Origin of the sequence: Pseudomonas sp. NFACC39-1 (genome assembly GCF_900110355.1) — a bacterium.
In the GTDB taxonomy this organism is placed as follows: Bacteria; Pseudomonadota; Gammaproteobacteria; order Pseudomonadales; family Pseudomonadaceae; genus Aquipseudomonas; species Aquipseudomonas tehranensis.
This window is the reverse complement of sequence record NZ_FODL01000004.1, coordinates 531,952-549,265: the sequence shown is the minus strand read 5'-3', so window position 1 is coordinate 549,265 and position 17,314 is coordinate 531,952. Positions and strand designations below refer to the sequence as shown.

The 17,314-nt window shown below is 60.7% G+C and carries 18 protein-coding genes and 1 pseudogene; 8 read left to right on the top strand and 11 right to left on the bottom strand.

All coding sequences use genetic code 11. The features are described 5' to 3' along the window. Window positions 1-74 precede the first annotated feature (74 nt). The gene (locus BMY45_RS11910; RefSeq protein ID WP_047226353.1) at window positions 75-356 is read right to left on the bottom strand and encodes a GNAT family N-acetyltransferase; all 282 of its coding nucleotides are present in this window, start codon (window positions 354-356) and stop codon (window positions 75-77) included. A gap of 632 nt (window positions 357-988) precedes the next feature. Between BMY45_RS11910 and oprI the strand changes: the two genes are divergently transcribed. Continuing rightward, entirely contained in the window at window positions 989-1,240 is a 252-nt protein-coding gene (gene oprI, locus BMY45_RS11905; RefSeq protein ID WP_011335311.1) for an outer membrane lipoprotei OprI, read from the top strand. A 126-nt stretch (window positions 1,241-1,366) separates the two neighbouring features. Here the strand turns inward: oprI and BMY45_RS11900 are convergent, their stop codons facing one another. From BMY45_RS11900 to BMY45_RS11890, 3 genes are all read right to left on the bottom strand, one after another. Further along, entirely contained in the window at window positions 1,367-2,338 is a 972-nt protein-coding gene (locus tag BMY45_RS11900; protein ID WP_092397719.1) for a L,D-transpeptidase family protein, read from the bottom strand. A 260-nt stretch (window positions 2,339-2,598) separates the two neighbouring features. Next, window positions 2,599-2,892 carry a hypothetical protein gene (locus tag BMY45_RS11895; protein ID WP_047226351.1) on the bottom strand — a complete coding sequence of 98 codons (294 nt, stop codon included), beginning with the start codon at window positions 2,890-2,892 and terminating at the stop codon, window positions 2,599-2,601. 56 nt (window positions 2,893-2,948) lie between these two features. Continuing rightward, window positions 2,949-3,554 carry an arylesterase gene (locus tag BMY45_RS11890; protein WP_092397717.1) on the bottom strand — a complete coding sequence of 202 codons (606 nt, stop codon included), beginning with the start codon at window positions 3,552-3,554 and terminating at the stop codon, window positions 2,949-2,951. A gap of 10 nt (window positions 3,555-3,564) precedes the next feature. Here BMY45_RS11890 and BMY45_RS11885 point away from each other — a divergent pair, with 10 nt between their 5' ends. The 3 genes from BMY45_RS11885 to greB are packed head-to-tail and all read left to right on the top strand — an operon-like array spanning window position 3,565 to window position 7,284. Beyond that, on the top strand, window positions 3,565-4,248 hold the full coding sequence (locus BMY45_RS11885) for an ABC transporter ATP-binding protein (protein ID WP_092397715.1): 684 nt from the start codon (window positions 3,565-3,567) through the stop codon (window positions 4,246-4,248). Next, window positions 4,248-6,752 (top strand): ABC transporter permease, encoded by a 2,505-nt coding sequence (locus tag BMY45_RS11880; RefSeq protein WP_092397713.1) that lies wholly within the window; start codon window positions 4,248-4,250, stop codon window positions 6,750-6,752. Before BMY45_RS11885 ends, BMY45_RS11880 begins: the two co-directional genes overlap by 1 nt. Window positions 6,753-6,786: 34 nt before the next feature. After that, window positions 6,787-7,284 carry a transcription elongation factor GreB gene (gene greB / locus BMY45_RS11875; RefSeq protein WP_092397711.1) on the top strand — a complete coding sequence of 166 codons (498 nt, stop codon included), beginning with the start codon at window positions 6,787-6,789 and terminating at the stop codon, window positions 7,282-7,284. Window positions 7,285-7,322: 38 nt separating this feature from the next. On the opposite strand, the gene BMY45_RS11870 is transcribed toward greB, so the two are convergent. From BMY45_RS11870 to BMY45_RS11860, 3 genes are all read right to left on the bottom strand, one after another. Then, a complete protein-coding gene (locus BMY45_RS11870; RefSeq protein ID WP_092397709.1) occupies window positions 7,323-7,631 on the bottom strand; it encodes a hypothetical protein in 309 nt (102 codons plus the stop codon). Window positions 7,632-7,882: 251 nt separating this feature from the next. Then, on the bottom strand, window positions 7,883-8,317 hold the full coding sequence (locus BMY45_RS11865; protein ID WP_092397707.1) for a DoxX family protein: 435 nt from the start codon (window positions 8,315-8,317) through the stop codon (window positions 7,883-7,885). A 100-nt stretch (window positions 8,318-8,417) separates the two neighbouring features. Then, window positions 8,418-9,839 carry an MltF family protein gene (locus BMY45_RS11860; protein WP_092397705.1) on the bottom strand — a complete coding sequence of 474 codons (1,422 nt, stop codon included), beginning with the start codon at window positions 9,837-9,839 and terminating at the stop codon, window positions 8,418-8,420. A gap of 235 nt (window positions 9,840-10,074) precedes the next feature. Here BMY45_RS11860 and BMY45_RS11855 point away from each other — a divergent pair, with 235 nt between their 5' ends. The 3 genes and pseudogenes from BMY45_RS11855 to BMY45_RS11845 form a co-directional block, all read left to right on the top strand. Continuing rightward, on the top strand, window positions 10,075-10,881 hold the full coding sequence (locus BMY45_RS11855) for a TatD family hydrolase (protein ID WP_092397703.1): 807 nt from the start codon (window positions 10,075-10,077) through the stop codon (window positions 10,879-10,881). Window positions 10,882-11,090: 209 nt separating this feature from the next. Further along, window positions 11,091-12,572, top strand: coding sequence for a methyl-accepting chemotaxis protein (locus BMY45_RS11850; RefSeq protein WP_092397701.1), 1,482 nt, complete (start codon window positions 11,091-11,093; stop codon window positions 12,570-12,572). A 169-nt stretch (window positions 12,573-12,741) separates the two neighbouring features. Continuing rightward, a pseudogene (locus BMY45_RS11845) lies at window positions 12,742-12,960 on the top strand (terminase); the annotation flags it as partial. Window positions 12,961-12,968: 8 nt separating this feature from the next. On the opposite strand, the gene BMY45_RS11840 reads toward BMY45_RS11845, so the two are convergent. From BMY45_RS11840 to BMY45_RS11830, 3 genes are all read right to left on the bottom strand, one after another. Next, on the bottom strand, window positions 12,969-13,766 hold the full coding sequence (locus BMY45_RS11840; RefSeq protein WP_092397699.1) for an acyl-CoA thioesterase: 798 nt from the start codon (window positions 13,764-13,766) through the stop codon (window positions 12,969-12,971). A 259-nt stretch (window positions 13,767-14,025) separates the two neighbouring features. Next, the gene (locus BMY45_RS11835; RefSeq protein ID WP_092397697.1) at window positions 14,026-14,787 is read right to left on the bottom strand and encodes a CHAD domain-containing protein; all 762 of its coding nucleotides are present in this window, start codon (window positions 14,785-14,787) and stop codon (window positions 14,026-14,028) included. A gap of 107 nt (window positions 14,788-14,894) precedes the next feature. After that, window positions 14,895-15,185, bottom strand: a complete 291-nt coding sequence (locus BMY45_RS11830; protein ID WP_039588883.1) for a hypothetical protein — start codon at window positions 15,183-15,185, stop codon at window positions 14,895-14,897. A gap of 208 nt (window positions 15,186-15,393) precedes the next feature. Here BMY45_RS11830 and BMY45_RS11825 point away from each other — a divergent pair, with 208 nt between their 5' ends. Then, the gene (locus BMY45_RS11825) at window positions 15,394-16,431 is read left to right on the top strand and encodes a patatin-like phospholipase family protein (protein ID WP_047226339.1); all 1,038 of its coding nucleotides are present in this window, start codon (window positions 15,394-15,396) and stop codon (window positions 16,429-16,431) included. A 179-nt stretch (window positions 16,432-16,610) separates the two neighbouring features. Here the strand turns inward: BMY45_RS11825 and BMY45_RS11820 are convergent, their stop codons facing one another. After that, window positions 16,611-17,309, bottom strand: a complete 699-nt coding sequence (locus tag BMY45_RS11820; protein WP_092397695.1) for a response regulator — start codon at window positions 17,307-17,309, stop codon at window positions 16,611-16,613. Between the last annotated feature and the right edge of the window lie 5 nt (window positions 17,310-17,314).

The window sequence follows — 17,314 nt, the reverse complement described above, 5'->3', positions numbered from 1 at the left end:
TCTTTTACTTTCTTCAAGGCATAAAAAAACGCCGGGCTCATCAGCCCGGCGTTTTTTTTGGAGAATCCATCGTGTCAGAGCTTGGCCGCGTGGCGCTGGTGACGCTCCATGTAGCGCTCCACGTAGGAGCAGGACGGGATCACCGTGTAGCCCATTTCGTCGGCGTATTGCAGCGCCCTTTCGGTCAGCGCCGCCGCAATGCCACGTCCACGCAAGGCGTTGGGCACGAAGGTGCGATAGATATCCAGGGTCTGTTTGCCCAGGTCCATATAAGTCAGATAGGCACGATGACCGTCCACATTGGTCTCGAACTGATGACCAGCCTGGTCATGGTGGATGGACAACGCCTCGCTCATCACTACTCCTCGCGGGTCTGAATGCTGACCCCTACCTTACCGATGTTTTTCCGGCGAAGGAACATCTACGCCACCCCGTGCCTGTCTGGTCACCGAGCGCCAACACCCACCGCTCAACCCCGAGCACGTCGTGAATAGTAGGCACCAATGACGCAAATGCTCAAGGCACGCCCGTCAATGGGGGTAAAACCCTGTCGGGTTTATCGATTGAGCGCCACCGTCACGCGCTAGTCGGCCAAGGCGCAATAGCTGAACATCGCCAGTTGTTGAGTCGTGAGACGAGCGCCGGTTATTAAAGTCACCGCCAACACCAATAAAGATAGCCGCCCCGCTGAGCAAAAAACGCTCAAAAGTGTAGGCGAATCAATAAACAACGACGTTAACGGCTTAAGGAAAGTTCTCCCCTGCACGGAACTTTTGCTCAATGATGCGCTCAAGCCTGGTGCCGGAGGCTGCATATTTTTTAAACAACACCCCAAAAAGTTGCTCGAAAAAGAATCACCGCCTACAATTTTTTTGCTTCTTGCGCTACGTCAGTTTACTTACTACAAGTAATGGGTAGTATGTACGCCGGCTAACTCCTCGCTGTGAGGAGACAGTCACTTAATAGAAAGTCCTTGAAGGGGAACACGATGAACAACGTTCTGAAATTCTCTGCTCTGGCCCTGGCCGCAGTTCTGGCTACCGGTTGCAGCAGCGCATCGAAAGAAACCGAAGCACGTCTGACTGCTACCGAAGACGCAGCAGCTCGCGCCCAAGCTCGTGCAGACGAAGCTTACCGTAAAGCTGATGAAGCTCTGGCTGCTGCTCAAAAAGCACAACAGACTGCTGACGAAGCTAACGAGCGTGCTCTGCGCATGCTGGAAAAAGCTAGCCGCAAGTAATAGTCCCCCGGGATTGTTATCGAGCCGACCCATTTTTTGGGTCGGCTTTTTTATTGCCCGGCGTTTCCCCAGGCGATAAAAAACCCGCCGACATCGCGAAACGCCGGCGGGTCTCTATTGCAGGTTTTACTGTTGCAGATCGATCGGCGCGCTGGAGATCATGGGTGCCGAAGTATTCGGAACGGCGATCTCGACCGGCAGGCCGTCTTCGGCAGCCACCACATCACGCACCACATCCCAGTCCATGCGCAGGTTGCTGGTGATGTCCTCACGCTTGAGCATCGTGTTGATCACCGCAGTGTGCTTGTCCACCACCGACGGGTTGCCGTTGTCGTCCAGCGGCGTGTGGGCTTCCAGATAAACCTTGCCGCCGCTCACGCCCAGCTTGTAGGGGTCGTTGATGATTCGCACCGAGGTGCCCACCGGCACCATGCCAGCCATCTGCAGTACGTTGTTGTTGAACATGCGGAAGCAGCCGTGGCTGGTGCGCATGCCGATGCCGAACTTCTTGTTCGAACCGTGGATCAGGTAACCCGGGGTGCCCAAGGTGAACTTGAACGGGCCCAAGGGATTATCGGGACCGGCCGGCACCACGTTCGGCAACGGATCGCCGTCGGCGGCATGCTCAGCCTTGATCGAGGCCGGCGGAGTCCAGGTCGGATTCGGGGTCTTGGCAATGATGCTGGTGTGGGCGATCGGCGATCCCCAACCTTCACGGCCAATGCCCAGCGGGAAGGTGTAGACCACATTCCGGCCCTTGGGGAAGTAGTAGAGACGGTACTCGGCGAGGTTGATCACGATGCCTTCGCGCGGGCCAGGCGGCAGGATGAAACGGGTCGGCAGCACGACCTCGGTGCCCGCACCCGGCAACCAGGGATCGACGCCCGGGTTGGCGGCGACCATCTCGGTGTAGCCCAGGTCGTAGGTAGTGCCGAGGTCGGCGAAGGTGTCTTCGTATTTGGCCTTGATGACCTGCACCTGGCCGACAATGTCTTCGCCTGGCGGTGGCAGAGGCAGCTCCAGGGCGGCAACGGGACCAGCCATGCACAGGGCGGCAAGAGACAGGCAGCGGGTGACGGCAGGCAAGCGCAGCAACATCCGGGAAATCCTTTGCAGGTCGAACAGAGGGTATGAAGACTGTGATTGTACACCGGCCCCCGTTATTTCGGGGAGGGCGGCAATGAGGCGTCCGATGCGTAGCAGTTCTGGGGTTATGCAGCCAGGATGGGGGTACTGCAAATCCTTGTGGGAGCGGGCTTGCTCGCGAAGGCGGTGTATCAGGCACATAGACGTCGACTGACACCCTGCATTCGCGAGCAAGCCCGCTCCCACAAGGGGCATGCCGGGAATCTCGGGAATTACAGTTCGAACCGCAGTTCCGGCCAGATCGGCGAGGTGCCGCGCTTCTGGGACTCCAGGATCGCCCGGCACAATGAACACAGGCGATGGTCCTGGAATATCTTGCGATCAACAGCCGACCAGCGCGGCTGGGCCGGCAGCAGGCTGCCGCACAGGGTCCGGTCGGCCGAGCCACCAAGCTCCAGTTGCCGGGTCACCAGATGCACCCGCACTTCCTGGCAGGCGAACAGGTCCAGCTGTTCGTCAGGCTCGATCAGTTGGTAGGCAAAAAGGGACCAGGCGGGACGCGGCATCGGGGGCTCCAAATCGGGGGCGCCACATTAGCCGAAAGACCGCCTGTAGAAAAGCGTCACAGCAGCGGTTTTAGCGTCGGCCAGACATTTTCCAGCAACTTGCCCTGGGCCGCGACGGACGGGTGCAAGCCATCGCCCTGCATCATCCCCGGAACACCGCCAACGTCCTGAAGGAAAAATGGCACCAGCGGCACGTTTTTCTCCTCGGCCAGGGTGCTGTAGACCCGGGCGAAGGCATCGGTGTAGCGCCGCCCATAATTGGGCGGCAACTGCATGCCCAGCAACAGCACCTTGGCACCGCTGGCGCGGGAGCTGTCGATCATCGCTGCAAGGTTTTGTTGCAATTGTGTTGGTGGCTGTCCGCGCAGGCCATCGTTGCCACCCAGCTCCAGGATCACCAGGTCCGGCTTATGGGCTGCAAGCAGCGCCGGTAGCCGCGCCTGGCCGCCTGCACTGGTGTCGCCACTGATAGAGGCATTGACCACTTTGTCGTCGAAACCTTCGGCCTTGAGCCGTTGTTCGAGCAAGGATACCCAACCTTGCCGGGTATCCAGGCCGAAAGCGGCGCTGATACTATCGCCAACGATCAGGACCGTACCCGCCGCTGCGTTCTGGGCCATGCACATCAAGGCCAGGCCGGCACTCAAAAACCACACACGCATCGGATTCTCCATGGGCTCAAGCATTCTCACCGCGAAGGACCTTAGCAAAGTGGTTCCCAGCGCGGAAGGTGAACTGACTATCCTGCACGAACTCAGCCTGGAACTGAACAAGGGCGACAGCCTGGCCATTGTCGGCGCATCCGGCTCCGGCAAATCCACCCTCCTGGGCCTGCTGGCCGGCCTCGACCTGCCCAGCAGCGGTGAAGTGACCCTCGCAGGTCAAGCCCTCAGCGTGCTGGATGAAGACCAGCGGGCCCGGATCCGCGCCGAGCATGTCGGCTTTGTCTTCCAGTCGTTCCAGTTGCTCGACAGCCTCAATGCGCTGGAGAACGTCATGCTGCCATTGGAGCTTGATGGTCGCCAGGATGCCCGCGAACGCGCTACGGAATTGCTGCAACGGGTCGGCCTGGGCCAGCGCCTGACCCACTCGCCCCGCCAGCTCTCCGGCGGCGAGCAGCAACGCGTAGCGATTGCCCGTGCCTTTGCGGCGGAGCCCGACGTGCTGTTTGCCGACGAACCCACTGGCAACCTCGACAGCCACACCGGTGAGCGCATCAGCGATCTTCTGTTCGAGTTGAACAAGGAAAGCGGCACGACCCTGGTGCTGGTGACCCATGACGAACGCCTGGCCCATCGCTGCCGGCGCCTGATTCGACTTGAAGCCGGCCAGATGGTCGCCCCCCTGGAGCCTTGATGGCACGCTTGCCGCTGTTGCGCCTGTTCAGTCTCGCTGTCCGTCAATTGCTGCGCGATGCCCGCGCCGGCGAACTGCGGGTGTTGTTCTTCGCCCTGCTGGTGGCGGTGGCGGCGAGTACCGCCATCGGCTACTTCGGAGCCCGTCTCAACGGCGCAATGATGATGCGCGCCACCGAATTCCTTGGCGCCGACCTGCTGCTCGAAGGCAGCTCGCCTGCCCGCCCCGAACAGATTCGCGGTGGCACCGATCTGGGACTCGAACATGCCCGGGTGGTGGAGTTCTCCAGCGTTGTGGCCACCGACAATGGCATTCAGCTTTCCAGCGTCAAGGCCGTCGATGACATCTACCCCCTGCGCGGCGAACTGAAAAGCGCCCCTGCCCCGTTCGCCCCGGAAGAAACCGGCGGGCGACCAAACCCTGGCGAGGCCTGGGTTGAAGCACGGCTGCTGACGGCACTGGACCTGAAAATAGGCGACAGCATTGACGTCGGCAACCAGCCCTTGCGCCTGAGCCGCGTCTTGACCTACGAACCGGATCGCGCCGGCAATTTCTATAGCCTCACGCCCCGGGTCATGATCAACCTCAAGGACCTGGACGCTACCGGCGTCGTGCAGCCCGGCAGCCGCGTCAGTTATCGCGACCTGTGGCGCGGCCCGGCGCCAGCGCTGCAAACCTACCGCGACCTGATCAAGCCGGGCCTGGAGCCCAATCAGCGTCTGCAGGATGCACGCGATGGCAACCGGCAGATCGGTGGCGCCCTGGGCAAGGCCGAACGGTATCTGAACATGGCCAGCCTGGTGGCGGTGCTGCTGTCCGGCGTCGCCGTTGCCCTATCGGCCAACCGGTTTGCCACCCGACGGTTCGATGCCAGCGCCCTGCTGCGCTGCCTGGGTTTGTCGCGTCGGGAAACCATGGTGCTGTTCAGTCTGCAACTGACCGTGCTGGGCCTGCTGGCCAGTATCAGCGGTGCCCTGCTCGGCTGGTTCGCCCAACTGGGACTGTTTGCACTGCTGCATGACCTGTTACCCACCACCGTCCCACCGGGTGGCCTGCTGCCGGCCATTGCCGGAATCGGTACCGGAATGGTGGCGTTGGCGGGCTTCGCCCTGCCCCCACTGGCCGCGTTGGGACGGGTCCCCCCCTTGCGCGTTTTGCGCCGGGACATGCTGCCGATTCCTTCCAGCACCTGGGTGGTCTATGGGGCCGCCCTGGGTGCCCTTGGCCTGATCATGTGGCGCTTGAGCCTGGACCTGGTCCTGACGTTCGCCCTGCTGGGTGGTGGCGTCATCGCAGCACTGGTGCTCGGCGGCCTGCTGTTGCTGCTGCTCCAGAGCCTGCGCAGGATGCTGGCCCGCGCCTCGTTACCCTGGCGGCTAGGCCTGGGCCAGTTGCTGCGCCACCCCTTGGCGGCGGCCGGCCAGGCGTTGGCATTCGGCCTGATTCTATTGTCCATGGCGCTGATCGCCCTCTTGCGCGGCGAGTTGCTGGACACCTGGCAAAACCAGTTGCCGAAAAACGCCCCGAACTATTTCGCCCTGAACATTCTGCCCAACGACAAGCAGGCCTTCACCGACAAGCTGCTGGCGTTGTCGGCGCAATCGGCGCCGCTCTATCCCGTGGTACCGGGACGCCTGATCAGTATCAACGGCGAGCCGGCCAAGGAGTTTGTCACCAAGGACTCGGCCGGTGACCGGGCCCTGCAGCGCGACCTGAGCCTGACCTGGGCTGCGGACCTGCCGGCGGGCAACGTCGTCACGGCCGGGAGCTGGTGGCCGCAGCAACCGCCGGACGATACTCCGGGCGTTTCGGTAGAAGGCAAGGTGGCCGAGAACCTCAAGATCCAGCTGGGGGACCGTCTGGTTTTCAACGTGGGCGGCGTCAATCGCGAGGCGAAGGTCACCAGCTTGCGAGAAATCAACTGGGACAACTTCCAGCCTAACTTTTTCATGATCTTCCAACCCGGCACGCTGAAGGATCTACCGGCCACCTATCTCACCAGCTTCTATCTGGCGGCGGGCCACGACCAGCAGATTGTCGACCTGTCCCGGGCCTTCCCGGCGGTGACGATCCTGCAAGTCGAAGCCCTGCTCGAGCAGTTGCGCAGCATCCTGGCCCAGGTCACCCTGGCCGTGGAATATGTGTTGCTGTTTGTACTGGCTGCGGGAATGGCCGTGCTGTTCTCCGGCCTGCAAGCCACCCTCGATGAACGGATCCACCAGGGTGCGCTGCTCCGCGCCCTGGGTGCCGAACGAACCTTGTTGGTCAAGGCCCGGCGCATCGAGTTCGGGCTGCTGGGAGCGGTCAGCGGCTTGCTCGCGGCCCTGGGTTCGGAACTGGTGAGTCTGGTGCTTTACCGTTACGCGTTCGACCTGCCCTGGCATCCGCATCCATGGTTGCTGGTACTGCCGCTGGTGGGAGCGTTATTGATCGGGGCAGCCGGTGTGTTCGGCACGCGTCGAGCGCTCAACGCGAGCCCGCTGACAGTCTTGCGCGAGGGTTGATAGACTCCCGGCTTCGCCACCACAAGAAGTTGCCATGAGCCGTTATCGCCCACCCCGCACCGCCGGCACCGCGCTGATCACCCCCGAGGGTGAGGCGCGGATGCGCGCCGAATTTCATGAGCTTTGGCATGTGCGCCGCCCTCAGGTGACCCAAGCGGTCAGCGAGGCAGCGGCCCAAGGGGATCGATCGGAAAATGCCGAGTACACCTACGGTAAAAAAATGCTGCGGGAGATCGACAGCCGCGTGCGTTTCCTCACCAAGCGCCTGGAAGCCCTCAAGGTGGTCAGTGAAAAACCCAGCGACCCGAACAAAGTGTATTTCGGCGCTTGGGTCACGGTTGAAGATGAGGACGGCAAAGAGTCTCGCTATCGCATCGTCGGCCCCGACGAACTGGACCTGAAAAAGAACCTCATCAGCATCGACTCGCCCTTGGCGCGAGCGTTGATCGGCAAAGCGCTGGATGCTGAGATCAAGGTTCAAACGCCCGCCGGGGAACAGCTTTTATATGTCACCCACATTGAATACCTATAAAAGCTTCACCCGCTGGGCCCTGACAAGGATTGCTCGCCTCAACGGCGAGTAATCAGCCCCTGCCGGGCCACGCGGGTCAATTGCCGGATCATTTCGGGGGCATCCGCCGCATTGGGCGACTGGATGACTGCCAGATCGAAGCTGTCATTGGCAAAACGCGCCAACGACTCACCGTCTTCGACAAACTGGATAAGAAACGCCGCCGGCCCGTGGTTGCGTCGCGGCCAGCCGTCGAGATAGCGCAACAGCGTAGGCTGGTGAGTACCGCCCAGAAGGATTTTTGGATTGCGTTGCAGAAGGTTCGCCGTGATCGGCGCAAGACGTACAAGGGGGCTGGATGCGTTCATCGTGTCGTGTCTCTGCCTCAAAAGTCTGCATGGCAGGTGAGAGGCAACACCGAACCAGCGCTTTAGCGGTATTTCGAAACCGTGTTTTACCGGCTTCTATCGGTGACTGAATGAGTCACCTGGCGCCCCGCAAGTAGCTGTTTAAATCGGCGCATGAGCGGCATCCTAGAGAAGCTGACCAGTCAGTGTCAAGAATCTGCGCGCACAAAAAAGGCCCGTTCCAGACGGGCCTCTGATGATTCAGGTCGCAATCAGCGGGCAATGGCCTGGTCGACCGACAACCTGCCTGCACCTTCGATCAGCACCGCAACGCTGCCTGCCAGCAAAGCCAGGGCAAACTCATAACCGTTGTTGGCCATGAACAGACCGTTGCCAATGTGCACGGAGAAAATCGCCACCAGCGACAGGAAGGCCAGTCCCAACGCCGCTGGACGGGCCAGCAGGCCGATGATCAAGGCCAGCCCGGCGAAAAACTCGGTACCGCCAGCCAGTGTCGCCATCAGATAACCGGGGGTCAGGCCAATGCTTTCCATCCACTGCGCCGTTCCCGTCAGGCCGTAGCCACCGAACAGGCCGAAGAGTTTCTGTGCGCCGTGGGCAGCAAAGATGATCCCGACAACAATGCGCAGGACAGTCAGGCCATAACCAGCTCGGGTAAACAGAACTTTGTTGATGAAAGTGCTCATTAGGTTCATTCCTTGGGATAAGTGGGGTTGGCCGCTATATTAATCAACAAAATGCATGATAAAAGCGGAAAAAATCCGTGATACCAATCAGTTTACTCGATCATTTACGCACAACAACCTTTTGCTCCCTGGGCTCCAGCGACTCCCGTTCACGATCAAACGCCAGATAGTATTTGTTCACACTATTAACGTAGCTTACTGCGCCCATTCCCACCTGCTCCATGGCGATGCGTTCAACCTGGAAGAACCACTGATTGGGATTGAGCCCCCGCCGTCTGGCCTCGGCCCGCATGCCTTGGACGCGCTCAGGCCCCATGTTGTAGGCGGCCAGGACGAAGGCCATTCGCTCGCGCTCGTTGAGCTTGGGGCTGGCGAAAAACTTTCGGCGTATCAAGGCCAGGTACTTGGCGCCAGCCTGCACGTTGGCGTCCAGGTTCTGGATGTTGCGCACCCCGACCCTCTGGGCGGCTGATGGGGTAATCTGCATAAGGCCCGTAGGGCCGCTGCCGCTGCGGGCATTGGGTTTCAGGGAAGACTCCTTGAACGCCAACGCCGCCAGGTTCAGCCAATCCATGCCTTGGGCCGTGGCATGTTTTTGCAGCACCGGGCGAAGTTTCTCAAGACGCTGGCGATTGGCACGGGCCAGCGGATAGTGAACCCGGTACAAGCGGCGATAGATGCGCAGAAACGCGGCGTCCTGATTGGAGGGTGCCTTATAGGTCGTCAGGAAGCGGTCGATGCTCGCACGCAGCATGGCGGCGTCACGACGAACAAACCAATACTCGTCAGCCGGCTCGCCAATGAGCACCTGCCGGTCGAAACGCAGCTTGGGCAGGATTTTGCTCCAGCGTTCGGCGATGGGCTGCTCGACGATGGTCAGGTGGAAAATCCCGGCCTGAACCATTTCCAGCACATCTTCCACCGCCAGGGTCGGGTCGACCCACTCGATCTTCACCGGTGGTAATTTACGCAGTGCCAGCTTCTGGTTGATCTGACTCAGGGCCTCCCCTGCGGCGCTACCGTTGGGCAGAGCCAGGGTCTTACCCGACAGTTGCTCTACGCGTGTGTAGCGCCGCTGGCCCTTGGCTCCCACCAGGAGCAACGGCACGTCGGTGCGAATCGGATTGCTGGCGCTGACCGCAAGGCCAGCCAGGGGCTCGAGCAACTCGCCGGGCGCGACCAGATCGCCTTCTCCGCGCTGCAAGGCGCCCAGCAGTTGATCCTTGGCCTTGGGAATGATCTTGAGGGTGATTTTCTGGTCATCCCGAGCGTGGCCGTTGAGGTATTGCTCGAAGGCACGTAACCGATGATATTCGACGCCAATGGGTTGCCCCTTGACTTCGCCAGAGCTGTTGCGGCTCTGGTTGACCAGTACCTTCAGGACCCGGCTGCTGCGGATTTGCGCAAGGTCGCGCACCGTAGTCGGTGCTACCACCTGTACCGGGCCGGGCAGCCGCGCCTCCGCCGGCATCGGCAGCAACAGCGAACAACACAGCAGCAGCAACAGTTGGGGACGTGTCATCCACTCTCCGAAAGGATACCGCGGCCCGCAGCCTTGAAATATCGAAGCTGGGGTCGACAGAAACAGAGCACCTGGGGCGCTGAAAAGTGCGAGAGACTGGCACAGTGCTGGCGTTTATACCAACCCAACCGGTCTGGCGGCCTCAACAGACAGCCTCAACTCGTTGTAGTTCTTGGCTTTTCTTATAAATCTACAGCTCTGATATGCTTTGCGGCCTTTGGGTCGAGGTAGCACCATGCAACTCATCGATATCGGCGTCAACCTGACCAACCCCAGTTTTGCCGACAAACACGAGGCCGTGCTTGAGCGCGCCTATGCAGCCGGTGTCTGCCAACTGGTCCTGACCGGTACCAGTGTCGAGGGCAGTGAGCAGGCGTTTGAGCTGTGCCAGCGCCTCGATGACACTGGGGAGCGGCTGTTTTCCACCGCCGGTATTCACCCTCATAGCGCCAGCGACTGGACCGCCGATAGCGCCCGGCATCTCAAAGACCTGCTGAAACAAGACCGCGTCCGCGCAGTGGGTGAATGCGGGCTGGATTTCAACCGGGACTTCTCCCCGCGCCCGCAGCAGGAAAAAGTCCTAGAAGAACACCTCGCCCTGGCGGTGGAGTTGCAATTGCCGGTCTTCCTTCACGAACGTGATGCCGATCAGCGCCTGCTGGAAATCCTGCGGGATTTTCGCGACCAATTGCCCGCAGCGGTGGTGCACTGTTTTACCGGTGAAAAAAAAGCCCTGTTCAGCTATCTAGACCTGGACTTGCATATAGGCATCACTGGCTGGATTTGCGATGAGCGCCGGGGCACCCATTTGCATCCATTGGTACGGGAAATTCCTCACACTCGCTTGATGCTTGAAAGCGATGCACCGTACCTGTTGCCTCGCACGCTGCGCCCAAAACCCAAGAATGGTCGCAACGAACCGGCCTACCTGACGGAGACCTTGCGCGAAGTTGCATTGCACCGGGGAGAAAGCCAGGAAGACCTGGCCGCCCACAGCACCGCCTGTGCCCGCGCGTTCTTCGGCTTGCCCACCCTCTCCTGACCCAATGAAAACCTGTGGGAGCGAGCCTGCTCGCGATGGCGGTGTATCAGCCGGCCTATATGCAAGCTGATCCACCGTCATCGCGAGCAAGCCCGCTCCCACAGGGGATAGGCGTTGTCTGTTGACCCATATCAACACCCTTCGCCTTGGATAGCGGCACAATAATGGCACCTTGCCAAAACTGTTTCCGCTATCAGAGAAGACCTCCCATGGGTGCCTGGCTTAGCAATATCTCACTGAAATACAAATTCTGGGCGGTCAATGCGGTCGCCTTTGTCACAACCTTGCTGCTCGTACTCTACGCGGTGCAGCTTGAACAACAGGCGCGCAACCATGCGGCCCAGACGAACGCCCAGGCCCAGGCACGCTTGCTCACTGCCTGGCCTGCCGGGCAGCCATTACCCAAGGCCGATCACCTGCTGGCATTCCAGCGCGGCCAGATCCCCATGTTCAACGATCAATCATTACCCTCATTGGCAGAGGCAGACGGCTGGATAGCGCTCTCGGCCAGCCCCCTGTTGGGCGACAATCCACTGCTGGGCGCCGACGTGATCCGTGCCGGTGACGGCCAACAGCTCGCCGTGCTGGCCCAAGGCGCAAGCCTGAGTCAGGTGTTCAGGGAACGCTTCAGCCAATACGCCGTGGCGGTGTTCGTGTTGATGCTGGCCATGCTGGGCGCATCGCAGCTGCTAATCCGGTTTCTACTCAGCCAGCTCAACACCCTGAAGGATGTGATGCTGCACGTAGAAAAAACCGGTGACCTGTCCGCCCGCGTCCCCTTGGCCTGCAAGGACGAAGTCGGCCAGATGGCGGCGGCGTTCAATGCCATGCAAGCCGGCTATCAACGTGTGGTTGACACCGTTGCCAGCACTGCCCGGCAACTGGACAGCGGTGCAGCACGCCTGGCATCGAGCATGAACGATGTTCGCAACGGGATGCTCGGCCAGCAAAGCGAAACGGATCAGGCGGCCACGGCAATCAACGAGATGTCTGCCACGGTTTATCACATCGCCCAACATGCCGGCGCCACCCGCGACCTGTCGAAAACCGCCGATACCCTGGCCGGCAATGGCCGCGAAGTGGTCAGCCGGGTGCAACAGTCGATCACCGGGCTGTCCAGCGGTGTGCAGCAGACCGCCGAAATGATCCAGCGCCTGGCCGAAGACAGCCAGAAGATCAACAGCGTGGTCAGCGTGATCCACAGCATCGCCGAACAAACCAATCTACTGGCCCTCAACGCGGCCATTGAGGCGGCACGAGCCGGGGAAATGGGGCGGGGATTTGCGGTGGTGGCCGACGAAGTACGCAACTTGGCCAAGCGGGTACAAACCTCCACGGATGAAATCACCACCATGGTGTCGGCCTTGCAGGCCGGAACCCGGGACGCGGTGGATTTCATGCAGGAAAGCTCCTACAAGGCCGACGATTGCGTGCAACAGGCCCGGGAAGCCGGTGAGGCTTTGGAGCAGATCACGGGGGCGGTGGCACAGATGCGCGAGAGCAACACCCAGATCGCAGTGGCGGCCGAACAGCAAAGCCAGGTTGCCGAGGAAATGAACCGGGCGGTCGTGAGCATTCGTGACGTCACTGAAAATACCGTGCGCCAGACGGTGGACTCGGCCACCACCAGCCATGAGCTGGCGACATTGGCCGGTGCGTTGAACAAGGCGATCGGGCAGCTCAAGCTTTAGGGCCCCGCAGTCTGTTGAGCTGCCTGGCAGAACGCTTGCGGCCTGGGGTTTATCTGTGGGAGCAAGGCTATGGCCACCTATCACGTCGATAGCCAACCGCGATTCGTCGCGCTGCCCGGCTGGGCCTACCCTTGGGTTATTCGGTTTAGCGAACTCAAGGATCAGCATCATGGGCAAACGTCACCCCCACTTCCCGGCCTGGCAATGGCGCACCTGCCTTGACCATCATGGTCACCCGAGCAATCCAGTGTTGCAGCAGATTGCCGTACCGCTGTTCATCGTCGCGTTTTTGCTGATGGTATCGGGGGTGTTCAGCCTGAGCCTGGCCAATGTCGCCATCGGCTCCCTCGGCATGATTGCTGCACTCGTGTTGCAGTGCCACGGTCATGAAGAGCCTTAGCCGAAAACTGTCACCGTCTGCCGGCTCATGGCGATCAAGCGACCATCAGCGCTCCAGAACCTGGCGGCGACATGGCCGTAGCCGTCCTGGGCATGCTCGATCTCGGCCAGGTATTTACACCAGTCCAGGGTCGTGAGTTCCAGCAGTGGCTGGACGAATTCAATGGTCCAAGTGAGCGTGCTGCCCGGTGCCATTTGAGTGAGATGGGGTAGCAGCGCCGGAGGCCAGGCATCGACCAATGCCAGGATGTGCCCCTCGTTCAGCGGCTCCTCTTTGACATCACCACGCAAGCGCACCCAGCCCCCCATGCTGCGGGATTTGTTGCCCGTAAACGGCAGGCCACCGACACTCCAGCACAGCGCCAGGTGACGCATGAATTCCGGCGTACCGCCCTTGATGTAGGGCAGTTCCTGGCATTGCTCCACGCTTTTGAACTCAGGCGCGGGGTCGGCCTGCACCGCCACCACGGAGGAGCGTGAGGCGCCGAAGCTGCCTTGTACCACGGTCACTACCTGACCGTTCTGTACCGCTCGCCCCAATAGCTGGCTGACCGCCTTACCTTCACGCAATACGTCGACTTCGAAACTGACGGGCACGTCGGCCTCTACCGGCCCGACGAAGGTAATCGCCAGCGAACGCACCGGGCGATCCGCCGGAACCCGCGCACGCATCGCTTCATATTGCAGCGCCGCCACCAGCCCGCCAAAACTGGCGCGCCCCTGACCCCATTCAGGCGCAATAGTCACAGCCTCTGGCTGACGGCGCACGGCATCGATCAAATCGGAAAAGCGCATGACAACCTCAAAAACATGGGAAAAAGATGCAGGAATCTTAACCAGCCCAGACGGGTGGCACAGCGCTCATTCTGGCCAAAGAGACTGGCAGAAAAGCCGCGAACCTTGAATCCACCCACAATCCAAGGGTTATGTGGCAAACAAAGATCCATTGTGGGAGCGGGCTTGCTCGCGAAGGCGGTGGGTCAGTTCATACATGTGTGACTGACCCACCGCCTTCGCGAGCAAGCCCGCTCCCACAAGGGAAGATCAGTAGGACTCAGGATTTTTTGAAGCAACTGGCAACGAGTTTATCGAGCACTTTATCGGACTTGGCCTCGGCCTTTTCCATGGTGCTGAGCCAGACCGGCACACAGGATTGCAAGTCGCTTTCCTGCTTGGCCCTGGCCAGCCATTGCCAGCAATCATGCCAGTCCCCCAGTGCGCCTTGGGCGGACTTGAGCCGTGGCATGGCCGCTTCGGGCAGGCGGTCAAGTTCGGGGTAGGCTTCGATGGCGTAGCGCACGCGCTTGATCAGCAGCCGCAAACGATGGCGATCATGGGCCGGATCGTCCAAGGCTTCACCGAGTTTTTTCCATTGCTTGTCCAGACGCTTTTCGATGCGTTTGCGCAAACCTTTAAGCAGGTCCTGACGTTGCGCCGCGCGAATGAAGCGCGGGAAAGCATCAAGCACCATCAGCAATTGCGCCAGCTCCGGGCTGCCGGCAACGGCGGGATAAGCATCGGCCATTTGCACCTGGCGCCGCCGCGCGGCTTCGATCTTGCCGTGCTGCTCAAGGTAGGCGGCCAGCACTTCCCGGTCACGCAGGGGCGTAGTCAGCGCGCCGACCGCCGAAGCCGCCGTTTCCAGTTGCTCGACACCGGGCAACCCGCGCAACGGACGAAGCAAGCTGCGCAAACGGCGAACCGTGGTCCGCAGGTCATGCAGGGCTTCACTGTCGGTATGGGCATTGAGGCGGGCCTGACAGGCCAGCAGCCGGACTTCCAGGCCCAGTATCCGGGCCACCAGCCGATCAATCATGGGGACGTACTCCGTACGCAGCATTGAGGGTCAAGCTGTACAGCTTCACGTGAGGGGCGCGTCGCATGCCCCTCTTGTGGCTTGCAGCTTAGCGCTTGCCGCTGCTTTTATCGTCCTGCACGGGATTCGCGAATGTAGAAACGGGCCTTCTCGGCCTTTTTGGTGCACCCCTCAAATGCCTCGAACTGCTGCTGAGTCTTGGCGCCGGTCAACAGCGACAAGGCCTTGGAGTAACTCACAGTGCCGGCAAAACCTTCGGCCTTGGCCAGGTCCAGTTCACGCCAGGCACTGTCGAGCTGGCTGCCGCAACTGTCGCGGTAAGCGGTCTTGCCGGCACAACCGGCCAGGGCCAACACCATCAAGGATGCCACCAGGGGGAGACAAATCCGGGCTTTCATCAATTACACCTCAAGTCAGGTCAACAGTCGTGCAAGTAAGACGGTCCAGCCCGCAAAAAGTGCCAATGCCCGACCGCGTAAATTCAAGTGTGGGCGAGCATACGCAAATGCCGGCGCGGCGTATCAAAAAACGACACCTGTGCCACAACGATTGAGCCCAGCCGTCGATAAGTGCATTGTTAAAGTCTGTTTGACAAGAGGTCGGGTCATGACAAAACGTGTCGCATTGGTACTGGGATCGGGTGGCGCCCGGGGCTACGCCCATATCGGGGTGATCGAAGAAATCGAACGCCGTGGCTATGACATCGCCTGTATTGCCGGTTGCTCCATGGGCGCCGTGGTGGGCGGGATCTATGCCGCGGGCAAGCTCGATGACTACCGTAACTGGATCGAAAGCCTGGACTACCTGGATGTGCTGCGGCTGGTGGACGTCAGCTTTCGCCTGGGGGCGATTCGCGGCGAGAAAGTCTTCGGGCAGATACGCAAGATCGTCGGCGAACTCAATATCGAAGACCTGCGTATTCCCTACACTGCCGTGGCCACCGACCTGACCAATCAGCAGGAAATCTGGTTCCAGGAAGGCTGCCTGCATCAGGCAATGCGCGCCTCGGCGGCGATTCCCAGCCTGTTCACCCCCGTGATGCAGGGCAACCGCATGCTGGTGGATGGCGGCCTGCTCAATCCGTTGCCCATCGTGCCAGTGGTGTCGAGCCATTGCGATCTGATCATTGCGGTCAACCTCAACGCCACCAACCAGAAACAATACCGACTGCCGGTCATCCAGCGCCCCGCAGCGTTCAAACGTCGCTTCGACACCCTCGTCAGTTCCCTGGGCTCGCGTCTGCCGTTCCGGCGCAAGCAAGCCGAGCAGTTGCTGCTGCTGGAACAGGAAGCGTTAAAGGCCGAAGCCGCCGAGATCAACCCATGGCTGGAATCCGCCGAGCCCGAGGGCCAGCAACCGGCCGCCGCGCCGGAGTCCGAAGGTGCGCCGAAGTCAGCGACCGGTTCGTTCATCATCGACAACGTCGGCCCGGCTTCGCTGCTGGACTTGATCAACCAGAGTTTCGAGGTGATGCAGACGTCCCTGGCCCAGTACAAGATCGCCGGGTATCCACCGGATGTGCTGATCAACGTGCCGAAACGGGTGTGCCGGTTTTTCGAGTTCTACAAGGCACCGGAACTGATCGCCCTTGGGCGGGAGATCGCCAGCGATACGCTGGATCGGTATGAGAATGAGCAGAACTGAATGTGACGCTAACTCTGTGGCGAGGGGATTTATCCCCGCTGGGGTGCGAAGCAGCCCCGAAAAAGGCATCAGACAGGATTTCTGTCTGACACACCGAGTGTTCAGGTTTTAGGGCTGCTTCGCACCCCGGCGGGGATAAATCCCCTCGCCACAATAGCGCTTGGCTTGAAAATTTGTGGTTAAACACCACCCTCCCCCAACAACCGATACCCAACTCCCGCCTCGGTCACAATGAACCGGGGCCGGGTCGGGTCGTCGGCCAGTTTTTGCCGCAGATGACCGACCACGATTCGCAGGTAATGAGTGTCCTCGGTGTGGGTCGGGCCCCAAATGTCCTTGAGCAATTGCTGCTGGGTAATGACCCGCCCAGAATGGCGCGCCAGTTGCGCCAGCACGGCGTATTCCTTGCGGGTCAGGGCCACTTCGGTGCCATCGAGCAGGACCCGGCGATAAGCCAGGTCCACCGTCAGCGGACCGAACGTTAGCGCCGCTTCCCGCGCCTCGCCTGCAGGGGCCTGACGCAACAAGGCACGAATGCGCGCCAGGAACTCCTGAATGCCGAACGGCTTGGTGACGTAATCATTGGCGCCGTTGTCCAGCGCCTCGACTTTCTGCGCTTCGCTGGCCCGCACCGAGAGCACCAGCACCGGCACCGTGGACCATTGGCGAAACTCGCGCAGGACCTGCTGGCCGTCCATGTCCGGCAGGCCCAGGTCGAGCACCAGCAAATCGGGCTTGTTCAGCGCCGCCTGGGCCAGGCCTTCGGCGCCGGTGCCAGCTTCGAGCACCTTGTAGCCTTGGGAAGACAGGCTGATGCGCAGGAATTTGCGGATCTGCGGTTCGTCATCGATGACCAAAAGGGTCGCGGTCTGGCTCATGAAGT

Excerpts from the sequence above, each read along its gene's own strand:
- BMY45_RS11840 (WP_092397699.1), bottom strand. The coding sequence starts at position 13,766 with ATGCGCTTTTCCGATTTGATCGATGCCGTGCGCCGTCAGCCAGAGGCT.
- BMY45_RS11895 (WP_047226351.1), bottom strand. The coding sequence starts at position 2,892 with ATGCCGCGTCCCGCCTGGTCCCTTTTTGCCTACCAACTGATCGAGCCT.
- BMY45_RS11830 (WP_039588883.1), bottom strand. The coding sequence starts at position 15,185 with ATGAAAGCCCGGATTTGTCTCCCCCTGGTGGCATCCTTGATGGTGTTG.
- BMY45_RS11835 (WP_092397697.1), bottom strand. The coding sequence starts at position 14,787 with ATGATTGATCGGCTGGTGGCCCGGATACTGGGCCTGGAAGTCCGGCTG.
- BMY45_RS11865 (WP_092397707.1), bottom strand. The coding sequence starts at position 8,317 with ATGAGCACTTTCATCAACAAAGTTCTGTTTACCCGAGCTGGTTATGGC.
- BMY45_RS11820 (WP_092397695.1), bottom strand. The coding sequence starts at position 17,309 with ATGAGCCAGACCGCGACCCTTTTGGTCATCGATGACGAACCGCAGATC.
- greB (WP_092397711.1), top strand. The coding sequence starts at position 6,787 with ATGAGCCGTTATCGCCCACCCCGCACCGCCGGCACCGCGCTGATCACC.
- BMY45_RS11900 (WP_092397719.1), bottom strand. The coding sequence starts at position 2,338 with ATGTTGCTGCGCTTGCCTGCCGTCACCCGCTGCCTGTCTCTTGCCGCC.
- BMY45_RS11850 (WP_092397701.1), top strand. The coding sequence starts at position 11,091 with ATGGGTGCCTGGCTTAGCAATATCTCACTGAAATACAAATTCTGGGCG.
- BMY45_RS11860 (WP_092397705.1), bottom strand. The coding sequence starts at position 9,839 with ATGACACGTCCCCAACTGTTGCTGCTGCTGTGTTGTTCGCTGTTGCTG.
- BMY45_RS11890 (WP_092397717.1), bottom strand. The coding sequence starts at position 3,554 with ATGCGTGTGTGGTTTTTGAGTGCCGGCCTGGCCTTGATGTGCATGGCC.
- BMY45_RS11855 (WP_092397703.1), top strand. The coding sequence starts at position 10,075 with ATGCAACTCATCGATATCGGCGTCAACCTGACCAACCCCAGTTTTGCC.
- BMY45_RS11825 (WP_047226339.1), top strand. The coding sequence starts at position 15,394 with ATGACAAAACGTGTCGCATTGGTACTGGGATCGGGTGGCGCCCGGGGC.
- BMY45_RS11910 (WP_047226353.1), bottom strand. The coding sequence starts at position 356 with ATGAGCGAGGCGTTGTCCATCCACCATGACCAGGCTGGTCATCAGTTC.
- BMY45_RS11870 (WP_092397709.1), bottom strand. The coding sequence starts at position 7,631 with ATGAACGCATCCAGCCCCCTTGTACGTCTTGCGCCGATCACGGCGAAC.
- oprI (WP_011335311.1), top strand. The coding sequence starts at position 989 with ATGAACAACGTTCTGAAATTCTCTGCTCTGGCCCTGGCCGCAGTTCTG.
- BMY45_RS11885 (WP_092397715.1), top strand. The coding sequence starts at position 3,565 with ATGGGCTCAAGCATTCTCACCGCGAAGGACCTTAGCAAAGTGGTTCCC.
- BMY45_RS11880 (WP_092397713.1), top strand. The coding sequence starts at position 4,248 with ATGGCACGCTTGCCGCTGTTGCGCCTGTTCAGTCTCGCTGTCCGTCAA.